Raw genomic sequence first — 14757 nt, forward strand, 5'->3', positions numbered from 1 at the left:
GAAAATATATATGCAAAAAAAAATAATTATTTCAGAAAATAAAATGTTAGCTTTTTGTTCCTTTGGTGGCGCTTTTGAATTTTATGATTTTTCTCTTTTTGCTATAATGTCTGGTATTATTGGTCAACATTTTTTTAATGAAACAATTCAATCCATCGCATTAATAAAAACATTTGGTATTTTTGCAGCAGGCTATATTGCAAGGTTTATCGGCGGTTTTTACTTTAGCCATCTTGGTGATACCGGAGGAAGAAAAAAACCATTCATGATGACTTTATTTTTAATGGCAATACCGACTTTAGGAATTGCTCTTCTACCTACTTACCAACAAATAGGAATCTTAGCTCCAATAATTTTAATGTGTTTACGAATAGCTCAAGGATTCGCACTAGGCGGAGAAGCTCCTTGTGCAATGGCTTTTATTTATGAATCTTCAAATAAAAATAGAAGATGTTTTTCTATATCAATATTATTTGGATCAATTTTATTAGGTTCATTTTTTGCTTCATTAATATACTCAATATTAAATAGTTTAATGCCTAAAGATATTTTTAATTCTTGGGGCTGGAGACTTCCTTTTGCAATTGGCGGAATTTTGGGACTAATTGGAATTTACTTAAGAAAAAGTCTTATTGAAACAGCAGAGTTTATAAATTATAAAAAAAACAATTCACTACCTAAAATCCCTTTTTTTGAATTAATTAAAAAAGATTTTTTAAAAATAATTTTTGGAATTGTTTTACTGCTTCCTTCGTCTACAGCTTTTTTGTATTATTTACTCATTTCAGGTAATTTTTTAAAAAACCAATATCACTTTAACCAAAATTTTATTGAAAATTTAAACACTATTGGGTTTTTTATTAATGCAATATCTTGTATTATATTTGGAAAAATATCTGATAAATTAACAGCAAAAAAAGTGTACTTAACAGGAATTTTTTCTTTATTTACATTAACAATTTTTTCTAATTATACGCCGTCCACTAAGTTTTTAACATAAGCTTGCCTTAGGTTTTGAATTCATAATTGACTTGACAATTTTTTGTGTTAATTGATTCCAACCACTAGAGCATTTTTGAACGAGATCTTCATAATCTTTATAAATTTTAAATGATAAGTGATTCCTTTTAAAATAACTCCATAACCTTTCAATTGGATTTAACTCTGGAGAAAATGAAGGTAAAAAAATAAATGATATATTTTGGGGTAAAATTAATTTTTTGCTTTTATGTGCACTAGCTCCATCTAGTATCATAATAATATGCTCATTCTTAGGTACGGTCTTGGAGTACTCATTGATAAAAATTTGCATGTTTTCAACATTTAAATTTGGTAATATCATTCCAAAATATTTGCCCGTATCTTTGTTAGCAGTAGCATAAATCCATGAGTTTAAATAACCCATTTGAGTTTTAAATTCTGGTCTGATTGGGAAAGGACTCCAAATACCAGATTTTATTGTCATTTGTCCAAATCGTGATTCATCTTGAAAATCTATGTTTATTTTTTTTCCTGGATTTTTTACTTTAATTTCATTAATTTTATTTGGTAAATCTTTAATCCATTCGGCCATTTTTTCTGGGTCATTTTTTATATGCTTTGTTCTTGGAACAACTCTTCTTATTAATGTTCTTTGAAGGAACTTGTATAACCCACTTTTACTAAATTTTTTTTTAATTTCGTTTTGGATTCTATAATACTATTTATTATTTGGGCATGAACAACTTTTTCCTCATTAAATTCAGAATTTAATTGAATGATTTCAGTTTTTAAAATTTCAACTTCTTCTTTATTTACAAAGGATGGACGACCAGAACGTGGTTTATCAAGTAAAAAATAAATACCATTATTCTTATAGTTTGAAACCCAATAATTTGCCCGTCCTCTTGAAAGGCATAATAAAGTTTCAATCTTTTTTTCAGAAAATCCTACGGAATATAAAAAAATTATAAATAATCGACGTAAAAGATTAAAACTTAATTTATTTTGAGGTATTCTCTTTAAATCATCCATAAGTTGTTGTACATTATTCATTGTGCTGCAGTGTCCTTTTATAAAAGAAAGTACGAATGTTAACTGCAGCATATCCTGTTTTCAATATTCATCAATTTCCGTATAAATATTTATTTTTGGTTATCTATGTTGCCAACAAACTTAGTGGACGGCGTATTATATATTTAATCTTCAAAATAATTTATGCCTTGCTGTTTTTATAATCTTCATAAGCATTGCATTAGGAAGTTGTGTTGGATCTGTTTTTAGTTTATTAATTAACATGTTTGCAATTCACATTAGAACTTCAGCATTAGCTTTAACAATGAATACAACTAATGGTATATTTATTGGATTAACACCCATTATTTTTGCAAAAATAGCAAACACAACTAACTTTAATCAATTTCCAAGCATCTATATTATGTTTCTCTGTTTAATTGCTATAATTTCAACTATAGGTATAAAAAAATTTAAAACTCAATTAGCAAATGTATAACTTAATGTGACCCCAAATGCCATATCATTAATTTTAATTCTATTTAATTCTTCATATATGTCAGCTTTTTTTAACTTCATATCTAAATTATTCTCTACACTATTAAAACCAATTAAAGGCTGTGCTCGAAAACCGGGTTTTAATAACTTTGCATTTTGTCGATCTTTTGAAAAACAATCTGAAAAAGACAACTCAATAACTCCTACAATAACTCCTACACCAGCACCCACTAACGTGGCGCTCGCAAGTTGCGGAGCAATAGATTTTGTAGACTGATTTGCAATTAAAATTAATGCTCCTGCACCAGCACCAACGGCTGCACCATACAATGTATCACGAAATAGAGTTACACCAACTTCGCATTGTGCATGAGCTTGATTGTAATTTGCAATAAACACAAAAAAACCAAGTATCATAAAAACATTTTTTCTAAAAAATTTTTTATTCATAAGCTCACCAATAAAAATAATTATAAAAAAATACGACCTTAAACTATAAACAAACTACTGAAAATTTTAAAAACTTGCAAATATTTCTATTTCTCTAATTTTTCTTTTAAGGTGTTAATAAATTCTTGATCAAAATCCGCAGCAATCACACTTTGATCTATGCCACCATGAGAAATATATTGAACAGCAAGTTGTAAAAAATTTTTATCTTTTCCATTTGAACATCTTTTTACAGCTAGAGGAAACGTGTGCCATTCTAAAATAATTTTTTCATCTGCTTCTTCAATTTGCTTTGGTAAAGTATTTAAAGAGTCTGCAAAAAATTCTAACAAATAATAATTTTCAAAATTTTTAGAAACATTCAAATCAAATTCTGAATGACTTAACAATTTATATTTTTCAATTATTTTAGCAGTATTAATGTTAATTTTTAAAGAAGGAAGACCATTCTTTGAAATAGCAAAAAATATAATTGCTCCATTTTGACTCATTTTAATTTTGCAAAAGAAAAGTAATTTAACTATCATTTCACCTCAAAAATATTATTTAGTTATTTTGAATATACATTATTTTTTAATATTGCTTGAGAAAAATTCATTTTCTTTAACCAATCATTATCTATCATTTTTGTCATATAATTTCTTATGCCATCAGGCAATACAACAACAATTTTTGAACCTTGAGGCACTTTATTTAAAATTTGACTTACTCCATATAATGCGGATCCAGAACTACCTCCGCACAATAATCCTTCTTCACGAATAGCTCTTCTTGCCCACATAAAGCTCATTTCATCTGTGGTTTTAATCCAATAATCAATTAATTTCAAATTTAACGCTTTTGGAAAAAAATCGTAGCCTATTCCTTCTACGTGATATGCTCCAACTTCTGTGCCACCTCCTAAAATGCTACCAACCGGATCACAGCCCACAATCTTACAATTTGAGTTAGTTTCCTTAAATTTTTTGGCTATTCCAGAAATCGTTCCTCCAGTTCCTGCCCCAGCAACGAAATAATCGGGAACCACCCCCAAATCATCTATGATTTCTTGCGCAGTGTAATGATAATGTGCTGCACAATTAGAAGGATTTGAGTATTGATCTAAGACATGTGCATTTGGTAGCTCTTTGGCCAACCTATTTGCTACAGAAATATGACTTTCTGGAGCGTCATACGCAGCTTCTGTTGGAGTTCTAATTATTTCTGCTCCTAATGCTTCAAGCACAACTTGTTTTTCTTTGCTCATTTTTTCGGGTAATGTGATAATAACACGATATCCAAGTACAGCACCCGCCAAAGCAATTCCAATTCCTGTATTCCCGCTGGTTGGTTCGATCAAAATATCTCCAGGCTTAATTCTACCCGACGCTTGCGCATCTATAACCATTTGATATCCAATTCGATCTTTTACAGAGCCACCTGGATTTAGAAACTCACATTTTGCATAAATATCGACTTTTGGCGCATGAAAAAGTTTGTTAATTTTTACAAGTGGCGTTTTTCCAATTGCTTCTAAAATATTTTTTGTTTGCATTCTGGTACCTTCCCATGCGACAACCTGCAGTCGCAGTTGATTTAAAGATCACCTTCTAACTTACAAAGGGGCTCTATGTCTAAGCAAAAAAAACTAATCGATTACAACAATTTAACTGTTGCAAAAGGACTACGTGTTCGTGTCGCAAACGACGGTAACATGTATGCCTCTATATCGAGCTCCTCTGGTGAATTTTATATAGCTCCCGAAGTTCTTGCAATTTTATGCTTAATTGAAAATAAAACAACCAAATTCTCATTAAATAAAACTTCTCTACAATTAACCCAAAGTTTTCAAAATACGCTGAATTCTCTTCCATCTCAAACCGAATGTCAGAATATTATTTTTGATTTAATTGGTGCTGGAATAGTTATTAATTCTGAAATCTCTAATGAAAAATATATGCAAAATGATGGGTTTGGTGACCCTTGGGCGCAATGGACAATGATCTCAGATATTGTGCGTTGTGAACATTATTTTAATGCTTTACAAAAATTTATATCCCCTAAATCGGTAGTACTCGATGTGGGTGCTGGGTCTGGATTACTATCTGCAATAAGTTTAAATCTTGGTGCCAAAAAAGTGATTGCTATTGAAGAAACAAACTCAGCACTTTATATCAAATCTATCTTTAAAAAATTAGGCTTAAATTTTAATAGTAGCAAATTTGAACTTCATAATAAAAATAGTTTTGATGTAGAAATTAACGATACAGTAAACTTAATTGTAAGCGAATTATTTGGAAATGATCCATTTCAAGAAGGTGTTATTATAACTCTTAGAGAAATTGCATCTAAATTAATAAACTTTAATGTGAATTATATTCCAAAATCTTTAACAGTTTTAATGCAAATAATCGATCTTCACTCTCACTCAGCGTTTCATAGAATTCAAGCTTTTCAAAAACCTGATGATAGTAATTTAACAAATAATAAATTTTTATCAAATTTTTTAAACACTGCAAAAGAAAATTTAGACTTAAATAATATTTCATTTTCGTTACCTTTAACAAAAAATGATTTTTCTATTTTAGGCAAAGCAGTTGAACTTGGCACTATACCGCTCAATCCACCTCCTGTTTATTCCAAAGAGAAACATCCACTAAAAGGCATAAAAACTTTATCCATAAATAAAAATGCGGATAACGCTATTGCCATAATTTGGTTTCGAGTTCATTTAACTGACGAAATTACAATATCATCACTCATTAGCGAAAATGATGCATGTTCTCACTGGAGCCCAATAGCAATACCACTCAATAAATCATTAAAAGAAAATGATTTCATTGAAATAAATCACTACTTAAATGACGAAGAAAATCATATACACTGCGAATTATTTTATAACAAAGAAAAAATAGGGTCAAGATGAATACAATAAATACGATTAATATAGAAAATCAAGTAAAAAAACATATCTATGGAAAACCTCAAGAGGCGATTGTCACTTACCCTCCAGGATTTAGCTCTGTCGCATTTGATGAAATTAATTTTATTTTTAATAATTTATGGCTTCCGCAAAAAATTACTCCAGAAGTTACTACAAATAAAAATTTAATTTATATTAAAAATATTCATACCGTTTCTTTAATAGAATTAATGATGAGAGCAAAATGTATTTCTGATATTAAATTAGTTATTTTTAATGGAAAATGTGCAAATAAAGAAACGTTTCAAAAAAAATGCTCCAATGTAAATTGGAACTTATATATTAACAATCAAATTTCTTTAAAACTCAAGGTCGATTCTGTAGCTAGTAAAGCTTTTCATGAAACAGGATTAAAAGAAATTTTAAAAAAAATATTGAGTGACAAGATAAAAGAAATCGTTCAAGGTGAAAATACCCAAGAAACAACGTGTTTACATGCTGATCTCTATAAAGACAGACTGACCTTAAGCTTATCAATTGCTGGCGATCCTCTTTATAAAAGAGGCTTTAAAGAAATTTTAAATGCTAGTGCTCCACTTCGTGAAGACGCTGCTGCATGTTGTATAGAAAAATGTCTTCAGTTAGGGAGCAAACTCAATCACTCTTTTTCACCTGATACTATTTTTATTCCATTTTCTGGAACAGGAACTTTTGCTTTTGAGTATTTATTAAAAACATTTACAATATCACCTGCATTATTAAGAAAAGATTACGCTCTCCAAAAGTTACCTTTTTTTAGAAAAAGTAACTTTGAGTTTCTATTAAAAAAAGCAACGGAACATTGCAACTTAGCAGTGCAGGAAAAATTGCAAAATAAACTAAGAATGATATGCAATGACAATTCAAACAAAGCGAATTCTGTTTTTATAAATAATCTAATCGCATTTCAAAAATCAATAAATGAAAATCAAATTTTTCTACCAGAAAATTTATTTGTTCATACTGAAAACCAAACGGTTCCATATCTTGAAGAAAATATGTTTATGCTAAAATTTGAAAAAGTACTCTGCGATGAAAACAATAACTATCAAAATCTTTTTATTGCGATGAATCCTCCTTACGGATTACGTCTTGGTAAAGAAGCCAATACAATAAATTTGTATAAAAAAATCTCAAACTATTTAAACTCACTGAGTAAAACAGCTAAAAACCATAACAAACATATACTAGGGTTTATATTATGCCCGAGCGAAGAAGCGTGGTCTGCTTTTGTAAATCAATTGCAAAATTTTAAATGCGATACATATCATTTTACTCATGGAGGAAAAGATATTAGAGTTTGTCAATTTTACTTTTAAAATCATGTGATATAATATTCTCTGATTTAAATAAACTAAGATTAACAACACACTCCTCAATTTAAAATGGAACATAATGTTAAAAAAGAGTTATTTAAAATTTATATTTGAGTTTCAAATGCTACGTAGGAATTTTTTTAAAAATGTCTTTGTTAACAAATGATTTTTTTAACCAGGATGCAACTTTGGTAGCGCCAGCAATCTTAGGGGCGCAAATTTTTCATAAAACCTCCTCAGGACAATTAAAAAGTGGCATCATAGTAGAGACCGAAGCCTATATGCCACAAGATCCCGCTTGTCATGCCGCAAAAGGCTTAACAAAACGTACAGCTCCAATGTTTGAAGAAGGAGGCATGTGCTATGTATACCTTATTTATGGAATGTATTATTGTATGAATATTGTAACTGGACCAAAGGGCAGTGGCCAAGCAGTCCTCATTCGAGCATTAGAATTGCCACACAATTCAATAGCTCCCTATGCGGCGTCAGGACCTGGAAAATTGTGTCGTTATCTTGAAATCACTAAAGAACATAACGGTTTAAGGTTTTGTAAAGAAAACTCTCTTTGGCTTGAGTTAAGCCAAACTATTGATATAAATCTTATCAAAACGTCTACTAGAATTGGTATTTCACAAGGCAAAGAAAACTTATGGAGATATTATATTAAAAATAATCAATATGTTTCAAAAACTAAACGTAATGCTTTTGTACAATAAGGAAACTTTGAATTATGATACATGTGAAGCATATTAAAAGAAGAAAAACTTTTGTACTGATAGATATTGCATGCGTTTGTTTATCTATTTATTTAGCATTTTTTATAAGAACCAATATTTATCTTCCTATATTTCAAGATTTACTTCCACTTAGTGCATTAAGTCAAAATATCAACTTTTTATTAGCTACCTTTACATTTAGTTTAGTATTTTTATTTAGTGGGTATATAATAGGACTATATGATATTTGGAACACCTCAAACATTTCTGTATGGGCAAATAAACTACTAGTCCCAAACTTTTTTATTGTTTCTTTTGCATTTTCTTTTCTTTATTTAAGTCAAAATTTTAGCTTTCCAAGATCTTATCTTGTAACTTTATTTGTCGTAAATTTTTTTCTTTCTTTAGCTTGGAGAATTATTTATTTTAAAATTACAAATAAAGAAATAAGCAATGTTGTATTAGTAGGAGACTATGAAAGCTGTATGCAATTTAGCAAAGAATTCAGCAAAGAACCTTTTTTAAATAAAATAAAGGTGTGTTCAATATTTATAAATAATTCTTTTAATATTTCTGATAATAACACAATACCTATAAAAAACATTAATGAATTTGAAAGCTACTCACAACACCACCCTTACTCTTCTATTATTATTGTTAGCACAACAAGCTTGCAATACAATTTTTTTGCTGAAATTTTTAAAGCCGCACGTCAAGGCGTACAAGTTTTTACTGTACCAAACCACTATGAAATTTTGCTAGGCCGCTTAAAACATATTCATGTGAATGATTTGCCACTTCTTGAATTAAAGCTTGATAGTTCTATATCTTTTTATACCATAATTAAAAGAACTTTTGATATTATTCTATCACTTGTTTCAATAATTATTTTAATCACTCCAATGTTACTCGTTGCATTGTTAATTAAGTTAACATCACAAGGACCAATTTTTTATACCCAAACACGTGTAGGAAAAAACAGTGAAAAATTTAAAATTATTAAATTTCGCAGCATGATTCATAACGCAGAACAACATACCGGCGCAATTTTGGCTCTAAAAAATGATGAAAGAATTACAAAATTTGGAAACTTTATGCGAAAAACACGCATTGATGAACTGCCTCAGCTTATTAATATTTTAAAGGGCGATATGAGCTTTATTGGACCAAGGCCAGAACGCCCAAATTTTGTTGAACAGTTTGAGAAAGAAATTCCTGCGTATGCAGAACGCACACGCATCCGCCCTGGAGTAACAGGCCTTGCGCAAATTCATGGCGATTATAATAGTAGCGCAGATACCAAACTCAAATACGATTTGGCATATTTGGTAAATCAAAGTTTATTTTTAGATATTCAAATTTTAATTAAAACAATTAAAGTTGTGATGATGAAAAAAGGGCAGTGAAATTTTATTGCAAAGTAATAATATTATCAGCCCATTTCAAAATTCCTGGTCTATGCGAAACAATCACAATGGTGCATTTATTTTTAAGATTTAATAGTACTTTTGCAATTTCTTGCTCCGTTGCATCATCCAAATTTGCGGTTGCTTCGTCTAACACCAAAAGCCGTGGCTTGTTTAAAATTGCCCTTGCAAGGCAAATTCTTTGTTTTTGCCCAGAAGAAAGACCGCTTTGATCTTCTGCAATTTGATAATCTAAGCCTTTTAAATCAATAAAATCTTTTAACGCAACAGATTCAAGCGCATTATAAATTTCTTCATCACTCACATCAAAAGAAATACCATAACATAAATTTTCTTTAATAGTTCCTTTTATTAAAAAAGGATCTGGACCTACATAGCCAATTCTATTTTTTGGATTATTTAAAAATTCTTCTGGAGTTAAATTATCAATTTTAATATCACCTTCACTAGGTTTTAAAATACCAAGTAATAAAAATAAAATAGTACTTTTACCTGAACCACTTGGACCAATGATTCCAATTTGAGAACCACTCTCTACCTGAAAATTAAATGTTTTAAATACAGAATTGGCAGAATTTGGGTAATTAAATGTTACATTGTTAAATGATATTTTAGGAGGAATCTCGTTGATATTTGAATTATATTGAGTTAAAATATATTTATCTTCATTTAAAAATTGCTGTAATTTATTTAATTTTATTCTCCCATTAAATTTTAAAAAACTAGAATATGAAACAGCTTCATTTCTTATACTTTCAGAGCAGCTAAAAAAATAATTTATTGAATTTTTAAATTGCGGGTAATAAATACCCAAAAAACCATAAGAATTTACAAAGCTTGATAAATTTTGTATAAATCGAATTAACAAATATATAAAAGACAATAATATTAAAGGAGAAGTATGCCAGAGATGTTGACTTGTTAATACAATAACAACCAAAAGAAGAATCCCAAAAAAAGGCGTTATAGTATAAGAAAAATTATTAAGAAAACCACATTTAATACTAAAAGAAGAATAATGCAATATTGAATTGATTAAAGATTTATTTTCCATATTTTCAGTTTTCATAATTTTTATAAACAAAAGATTTTTAAAAACATTAGAAAGGCTATAATTTATTGCACTTTGCTCTTTTGGCACTTTATCAGAAATATTTTTTATTCTTTTATTTACATATAAAACCAAAATACCAATTAAAAATATCCCAAAAATAGCGACACAAGAATCTTTCCAAGAACTATAAAACATACAAAATAACAAAACTATTAACTGTAAAAAGAAGCCTAAAAAATAAATTAAATGATGAAAAAACAATAATGTTTTTGGAAATATTTCAGAAATTTTAAAATTTGCTTCAGAAACCTCGATTGAATTGACTGATTTTGTAAATAATACGTTATAAACAACAACAGATCGCAACCGAGTATTAACAAGTTCTAGTGAGTATATTGAAAAATGTGCGGCAAAAAATTGTAATAAAAATCTAAAAAAACCAATTAATATTAAAAGAATTATAGCATAATTGATAGAAAAATTGCTCAACTGAAAATTAAATAAGCTTAATTGATTATTTATTAAGCCTAAACTCACTAAAAAAATCTGAATAAAAAAAGCAATAAATATTTCAAGTCCACCTAAAAATAACGATGATAAGAAACAACAAAACAAAGATAAAGAAGCTTTTTTTCCAATAAATTTAACAAATTTTAACATATTGATCCACACACATAAAGTTTACAAAAAAATCACTACATATTCAAACTTAACAATAAATTTGAATATCACGATAGAGACAGTTAAAGAATATCTTTAATTCTCTACTTTTCTCACAATAACTTGTATTTGAGCCACAGCCTCTCTCATTGTTTGATCAACTGGTACATTGTGAGTATAAAATCGCCTGTTCTCCATCTTTTCCCACCAAGATTGATTACAAATTAAGAGACGGATAATTCTTCTTACTGCCCGTCGAACTATGTTTATTTTCGCAATTGGCGGTGGCGGATATTTTGTTTGAAGTTGGTAGTTGTAATTTTTATCCTGAAGTTCTATAGAAATAACCTCCGAACTAGGTAGCGACTCGACTAAATCAAATATATTATATGAGACAGGCGACCAACTTTTTTCTTTGCGAATTGTAAACGTTACTTTGTGATCGCGGTTAAACCTGCTAGGCCAAAAACCCTGTTCATAAAGATCTTCGTCAGGAACGACAAGAACTAAAAATCCACCAGGCTTTATCAGTTTCCACCATTCTTCAAGAGCATTTTTTGGATTCAACATATGCTCGAGACAATGACTGCTATGTACCGCATCATAGGTGTTTGGCTCTCGATACTTGGTTATGTGGTTGGCATCACCTTCGTACTTATCAAACCGTTCTGCTGTTAGGCATACTAGATCATCGCCAGACCCAATATCAATCACTTTGCCTGATAGATATTTTTTTAAAAAATCTTCGCCTCGGATTTGATTTGTTTTACTTGTTTCTCGCATACATGGTCCTTCGCAGTATTAATTCCTACGCCGCTCTAGATGCCGTTCCACTCAAACGTCGCCGCGTTATTATCCAGTTATTTTGACAGCGTATGGATATCTATATTGCTTGTCAATAACTTGAATGTTACCTTTAGCTTTTGTTTTTTCTAATAATGCCACTTAAAAGTTAAGAAAATTATTGTGAGGATTTAGAAAATATCTTGAATTTATTAAATAATTTTTGTTAAACTAAAATCAACATAGAAGCGACCAATGGACTGACAGAGCCAACTCATCAATGTATACCTGAATTGGTACCAAAATATTAGACAATCTGATATAAATTAATTATAAGGAAGAAAGTATTTTCTGAAGAATTCAAATGAAATGCGGTCAATTGCTCGATTGCAAAGAAGGGAACCACCCTGATTGCATGTTAAGGGTGCCACTTTATGAGCCAGCGACGAAGGTGAATCGTCTATAAAAAAATGGGTACAAGAAAATTCATTTCGTAACAAGTTTCTAGTCTTTTTTTGTTATTTTAAGCTTTTCTCTATAAGAACCTCCTTTTAGTGTAATTATTTGACTAGGATTTCGTAATCTATCAACAATTGCTTCTGCAATGACAGGGTCTTCAAACAATTTAATCCAACCATCAGGATGAACCTGTGAAGTTACAATTGTAATGCTTTTTCTTTGACGTTCTTCAAGAATATCAAGTATGATACCCGCTTCTTCATGGTTATATTGCCGTAAAGCAAAATCATCGAATATTAAAATTTCTTTCTTCGTTATTGTTTTTACCCAAGCAAGATATTTTCCAGAAGCTTTTGTTGCAATGGCTTCTTCAAGAAAAAAGTTGACTGAAGAAAATAGAACTCCTGAACTTTCTTGGCATGCACGGCGCCCTATCCCTATTGCTAAATGAGTTTTCCCTTCGCCTGTTTTTCCAAGAATAATTAAATTTTCTCGATTATGTAAAAAAGAAAGTTGAAATATTTCTTTCATTTTTGCTTTTGAGATACCTCTGTCAAAAGACGCATCCCAGTCTTCTAAATCAATACGATGGCGAAATCGTGCTATGGATTCTAGGCGCTTGTTTAATTTATTTTTCCTAGAATTTGCCTCGTCTGACAATAACAGCGATAAAAATTCAGATGGACTTAGATTTCCTGATTCAAACTCCGCGCATCTTCTTTCCATATTTTCTAAAAATCCAGGTAAACGTAATTTTTGTGCTAAGTTTTTGGCTTGTTGGAACATATTATTTCTTTCTAATTAATTGAATATCTTTTCTTTGCTTTGATGAAGATGGATTGTGTTTAGTGTACGGATTGGCGCTTGCGTTGCTCTTGGCTTTGCCCCTCCATTTACATGAAAAATACAACAATCAGTTATATATGAGAGACGGTAAATTTTATGAGAAAACGCCATTTTTGCTGCATATTCCATATCTTCTTTGTTAAATTTATTTGAATACACTAGTCTTAACATCCCTTGTACAGGACGTAAAAAGCGCAAAGGGTGACTTTGTGAAAATAAAAAATCAATCAACTTATACGTGTTTTCTCCTATTTTTTTAGCCTCCAATTTTGCTTTATTGATATCAAAGCTGAGGTAACGTTGTTTTTCTTGAGGCCAATGACCAGGATCGGTTGATGACTTTCCTATTCCTTTTATTTTTTTATGTGAAGATAAAAGCTCTCCATTTGAAGAAAAAACTTCTAAATAATTCTTTGAATATCTAACTCTAACTTCTTTGCCAGCAAAGTGAAATGGAACTGAGTAAAAATTTTTTTCCACTTGAATATGGCAATCAGGATGAACCTTTGCTATTTTCCAATTAAACAATTGAAATTTTTCCGCAGGAACAGCCTTTAAATAAGCTTCTTCTGTACTAAATCTTTCTTTCCTTGATACACCATAGTCTTTCATAATAGAGTTGTTGAATTCTTTCAAAAATATTTTAAAATCCTGATTGAGTTCAAATAAAGTTTGATACTTTTTATTTCTGACACGCTGAAAAAAAGATTTTTGAATATGATGAATATTGCCTTCAACAGAAGCTTTATCTCTTGGTTTATATGGCCTTGCTGGTAAAACTGCAAAACCTACATGGTTTGCATATTCACAAAATGATTTATTGCAATCAGGGTCATAGCGATGTGCTTTGCTTACAGCACTTTTTAAATTATCAGGCACAGTGTAATCTGTTACCCCTCCAAAAAACTCCCAAGTTTTATCATGCAATTCAATAAAAGTTTCTAGCTTTTGATCTAATGTAAACTCTGCAAAAGTGTATTGACTAAAAGGCAGTGTTGCGACAAATAAATGAGTTTTAATAACCTCACCAGTTAGTTCATCAAAAATCTGGATACCATCACAAAAATCAACATAAGTTTTTTCTCCTGGTTTATGGATTATTCTTATTGAAATGTTTTGCCTTTTTAAGCCGTATAGTTTTCTAAAAAATCTCCAAAAGCTAAAATAACTAATGGTGGGTTTGAGTTCTTCATAAAGAACCTTATAGCTAATTCCCTTACCCAATTCTTTTAATACGAGTTCAATATCAATTTCTTGAGCCCAGTTAGGTATATCGTCTGGATTAAGTTTGTCATTTGGAGAATGAGTTTGATATTGAATGTTTTTGTTTAGACATTCTTTATGCAAATTTTCTTGAAGATATTTCTTGACTGTCTTTCTCGACATATGAAGACATCGTGCAATTGTCCTAATGGAACGCCTTTTTTCCCGCATTTGCAGGATTTGCCCCAACTTTTCCATACTAACTCGTCCTTTTCTTCTCATTAGGCTCACCTCCTTGCCTAAGAGCTTTGCAAAAAAGACGAATCGCTGGCTATAAAAAAATGGTTCCCTTAATTTGCAATCGGAATGGTACCGCTTAGTGCAATTTGCATGGTCCCCTTAACGTGCA

At 30.2% G+C, this 14757-nt stretch carries 14 protein-coding genes; 5 read left to right on the top strand and 9 right to left on the bottom strand.

Features of this window, described 5'->3' with window-relative positions:
* The first annotated feature begins 10 nt into the window (after positions 1 to 10).
* A complete protein-coding gene (locus tag Spiro2_RS10070) occupies positions 11 to 1000 on the top strand; it encodes an MFS transporter (RefSeq protein WP_338635653.1) in 990 nt (329 codons plus the stop codon).
* On the opposite strand, the gene Spiro2_RS10075 is transcribed toward Spiro2_RS10070, so the two are convergent.
* From Spiro2_RS10075 to Spiro2_RS10095, 5 genes are all read right to left on the bottom strand, one after another.
* Complete coding sequence (locus tag Spiro2_RS10075) at positions 992 to 1690, bottom strand: IS630 family transposase (RefSeq protein WP_338637753.1); 699 nt, start codon at positions 1688 to 1690, stop codon at positions 992 to 994. The genes Spiro2_RS10070 and Spiro2_RS10075 overlap by 9 nt on opposite strands.
* Positions 1624 to 2034, bottom strand: a complete 411-nt coding sequence (locus tag Spiro2_RS10080; RefSeq protein WP_338634792.1) for a hypothetical protein — start codon at positions 2032 to 2034, stop codon at positions 1624 to 1626. Before Spiro2_RS10080 ends, Spiro2_RS10075 begins: the two co-directional genes overlap by 67 nt.
* 438 nt (positions 2035 to 2472) lie before the next feature.
* A complete protein-coding gene (locus tag Spiro2_RS10085) occupies positions 2473 to 2940 on the bottom strand; it encodes a hypothetical protein (RefSeq protein ID WP_338635654.1) in 468 nt (155 codons plus the stop codon).
* A gap of 86 nt (positions 2941 to 3026) precedes the next feature.
* A complete protein-coding gene (locus tag Spiro2_RS10090; RefSeq protein WP_338635655.1) occupies positions 3027 to 3467 on the bottom strand; it encodes a hypothetical protein in 441 nt (146 codons plus the stop codon).
* A 23-nt stretch (positions 3468 to 3490) separates the two neighbouring features.
* A complete protein-coding gene (locus Spiro2_RS10095; protein ID WP_338635656.1) occupies positions 3491 to 4474 on the bottom strand; it encodes a pyridoxal-phosphate dependent enzyme in 984 nt (327 codons plus the stop codon).
* Between the two features lie 75 nt (positions 4475 to 4549).
* Here Spiro2_RS10095 and Spiro2_RS10100 point away from each other — a divergent pair, with 75 nt between their 5' ends.
* The 4 genes from Spiro2_RS10100 (at position 4550) to Spiro2_RS10115 (ending at position 9322) form a co-directional block, all read left to right on the top strand.
* Positions 4550 to 5845 (top strand): 50S ribosomal protein L11 methyltransferase, encoded by a 1296-nt coding sequence (locus tag Spiro2_RS10100; RefSeq protein WP_338635657.1) that lies wholly within the window; start codon positions 4550 to 4552, stop codon positions 5843 to 5845.
* Positions 5842 to 7200: a hypothetical protein gene (locus tag Spiro2_RS10105; protein ID WP_338635658.1), complete on the top strand. Its 1359-nt coding sequence runs from the start codon at positions 5842 to 5844 to the stop codon at positions 7198 to 7200. Before Spiro2_RS10100 ends, Spiro2_RS10105 begins: the two co-directional genes overlap by 4 nt.
* Before the next feature lie 143 nt (positions 7201 to 7343).
* Positions 7344 to 7916 carry a DNA-3-methyladenine glycosylase gene (locus Spiro2_RS10110; protein ID WP_338635659.1) on the top strand — a complete coding sequence of 191 codons (573 nt, stop codon included), beginning with the start codon at positions 7344 to 7346 and terminating at the stop codon, positions 7914 to 7916.
* 14 nt (positions 7917 to 7930) lie between these two features.
* A complete protein-coding gene (locus Spiro2_RS10115) occupies positions 7931 to 9322 on the top strand; it encodes a sugar transferase (RefSeq protein WP_338635660.1) in 1392 nt (463 codons plus the stop codon).
* A 4-nt stretch (positions 9323 to 9326) separates the two neighbouring features.
* On the opposite strand, the gene Spiro2_RS10120 is transcribed toward Spiro2_RS10115, so the two are convergent.
* The 4 genes from Spiro2_RS10120 to istA all read right to left on the bottom strand — a co-directional run bounded on the left by Spiro2_RS10120 (position 9327) and on the right by istA (position 14630).
* A complete protein-coding gene (locus Spiro2_RS10120; RefSeq protein ID WP_338635661.1) occupies positions 9327 to 11057 on the bottom strand; it encodes an ABC transporter ATP-binding protein in 1731 nt (576 codons plus the stop codon).
* 96 nt (positions 11058 to 11153) lie between these two features.
* The gene (locus Spiro2_RS10125; protein ID WP_338635662.1) at positions 11154 to 11840 is read right to left on the bottom strand and encodes a methyltransferase domain-containing protein; all 687 of its coding nucleotides are present in this window, start codon (positions 11838 to 11840) and stop codon (positions 11154 to 11156) included.
* A gap of 504 nt (positions 11841 to 12344) precedes the next feature.
* Entirely contained in the window at positions 12345 to 13085 is a 741-nt protein-coding gene (locus Spiro2_RS10130; RefSeq protein ID WP_338635663.1) for an ATP-binding protein, read from the bottom strand.
* 15 nt (positions 13086 to 13100) lie between these two features.
* Entirely contained in the window at positions 13101 to 14630 is a 1530-nt protein-coding gene (gene istA / locus Spiro2_RS10135) for an IS21 family transposase (RefSeq protein ID WP_338635664.1), read from the bottom strand.
* Positions 14631 to 14757 lie beyond the last annotated feature (127 nt).

It is taken from the genome of Spirobacillus cienkowskii (assembly GCF_037081835.1).
GTDB classification, from domain to species: Bacteria; Bdellovibrionota_B; Oligoflexia; order Silvanigrellales; family Silvanigrellaceae; genus Silvanigrella; species Silvanigrella cienkowskii.